This window comes from Aeromonas finlandensis (assembly GCF_000764645.1).
GTDB lineage: Bacteria > Pseudomonadota > Gammaproteobacteria > Enterobacterales > Aeromonadaceae > Aeromonas > Aeromonas finlandensis.
Genome location: NZ_JRGK01000144.1, coordinates 1 through 2387, shown reverse-complemented (window position 1 = coordinate 2387; position 2387 = coordinate 1). Strand labels below are relative to the sequence as shown.

At 41.0% G+C, this 2387-nt stretch carries 2 protein-coding genes; both read left to right on the top strand.

Going from position 1 to position 2387, the window contains the following annotated elements; genetic code table 11:
- Positions 1–728: glycosyltransferase family 2 protein (locus LD28_RS22330; protein ID WP_081959537.1), on the top strand; the 728-nt coding region annotated here is incomplete at its 5' end.
- Complete coding sequence (locus LD28_RS0111615; RefSeq protein ID WP_033137131.1) at positions 728–2152, top strand: phosphomannomutase; 1425 nt, start codon at positions 728–730, stop codon at positions 2150–2152. The genes LD28_RS22330 and LD28_RS0111615, both read left to right, overlap by 1 nt.
- The last annotated feature ends 235 nt before the right edge of the window (positions 2153–2387 follow it).

The window sequence follows — 2387 nt, the reverse complement described above, 5'->3', positions numbered from 1 at the left end:
CCACTTATAATAGTGCGGCAACTATTCACGATACACTTTCCTCGTTAGAATGTCAGACTTACCCCGATATTGAATATATTATTGTTGATGGTGCATCTAAGGATAATACCCTTGAAGTGGTGGAACAGTATTGTTCTCGGGTAAGCGAGATCATCTCAGAACCAGATAATGGAATATATGATGCCCTCAATAAAGGTATTTCAAAAGCGACTGGTGATATAGTCGGTTTTTTGCATTCGGATGATCTACTTGCCTATCCTGAAGCTATTCAGGACCTTGTTGATAGTTTTAAATCAGGTAATTATGATGCCGTTTATGCTGACCTCGAGTATGTTCAGCAAGATAATATCAATAAAGTAGTTCGTCACTGGAAAAGTGGTCACTACAATAAAAATAAATTACAGTATGGTTGGATGCCTGCACATCCTACATTTTATATGAAACGCAGCTTATACAAAAAAATGAACTGTTTTGATCTGAGTTATAAAATTGCTGCTGATTATGATTCAGTTCTTCGCTATCTATGGCGTGGTAACATAAACACTGGATATTTGCCTAAAGTTTTAATAAAAATGCGAGTAGGTGGGGTCAGTAATCGTTCGTTAGTTAATATTTTCCGAAAAACCTGCGAGGATATCAAGGCGATGCGTAATAATGGTCTATTTTGGCCATTGGCTGTTACATTGAAAAATCTATCAAAAATCCCACAGTTTCTGGCAAGAAAATAATGAAAAATTCAAAAGATATTATTACTCAGAGTGGCATCGCATTTGGCACAAGTGGTGCCCGTGGCTTGGTCGTCGATTTTACCCCTGATGTCTGTGCTGCATTTACCCATGCTTTTGTCGCTGTGTTGCGCCAAGAGTTTTCCCCCAACCAACTGGCATTGGCTGTCGATAATCGCCCCAGCAGTTATGCTATGGCGCAGGCTTGTGCTGCTGCCTTGTTACAGGCGGGTGTAGAGCCAGTTTATTATGGTGTGATCCCCACACCTGCATTAGCCTATCAAGCAATGCAAGATAATATGCCTTGTATCATGGTTACGGGAAGCCATATCCCTTTTGATCGTAATGGCCTTAAATTTTATCGCCCCGATGGTGAAATTACCAAAGCCGATGAGTTGGCGATCCTTCAATTGCAGGTTGAATTTGAACCATTAGCTTTGTTGCCTACGTTGAAACCTAGTTCTCGGGCCGCTGAGAGTTATTGTACTCGTTATTCCTCTTTGTTTGCTGCCGATATGTTGGTGGGTAAGCGAATAGGTATTTATGAGCACTCTAGCGCCGGGCGTGAACTCTATGCGCCGTTATTTGAATCATTGGGTGCTGAGGTCGTTCGGATAGAGCGTAGTGATCAGTTTGTGCCGATTGATACCGAAGCAGTGGGTGAAGAAGATAAAGCTAAAGCGCGGTTGTGGTCTGTGCAATACAAACTGGATGCGATTTTCTCGACCGATGGTGATGGCGATCGCCCCTTGGTGGCCGATGAAAACGGTGAATGGCTTCGTGGTGATATTCTAGGCTTACTTTGTGCTGATGCATTAAAAATAGAGGCGTTAGTGGTTCCTATAAGTTGTAACACATCAGTTATGAGTTGTGGGCGATTTTTCCATGTTGCTTATACCAAAATTGGTTCTCCATATGTTATTGCCGAGTTCTTGGCGTTAGTTAATGAATATCAACGAATAGCTGGGTTTGAAGCTAATGGGGGATTTATTCTTGGCAGTGATATCGATATTTCAGGCAAGGAGCTAAAAGCTCTTCCTACTCGTGATGCGGTATTACCATTTTTGACACTACTTGCAGCAACAGACGGTGATGCTATCTCCACGTTGGTATCTACTCTTCCACTGCGTTTTACTCATTCCGATCGCATCAAAAATTTCCCTATAATGCTTAGTAATGAACTGATCGCTTTAGGGAAAGATGACCCTCAGTCTCTGCTTATGAAGCTAGGCTTAAACGATAGATATGTCTCTTATACAGATTGTACAGATGGACTCCGTTTATTTTTGACAGATAATTGCATAGTTCATCTCCGACCATCTGGAAATGCACCAGAACTGAGATGTTATGCTGAGGCTGACACATATGACGAGGCAAAAAAACTGGTTGATGATTCACTAAAATTTATATCTTTCCTGTCGGTATAAACACTTGCTCTCAGTTGAGTTATAGGTTGGTAGTAACAAGCTATACATGGTGGTCTATGGCGTATTCGTTTTTTTTTATCATTGCATTTGTTGTACTGTTTATCTTTCGGAAGATAGCAAAAAAGATAAACTTGGTTGATAGGCCTAATGAACGTAAGCTGCATCAAGGGGTTATACCATTAGTGGGGGGGATATCAATATATATTACCCTAATGTTAGCTTTATGGTTTAAACC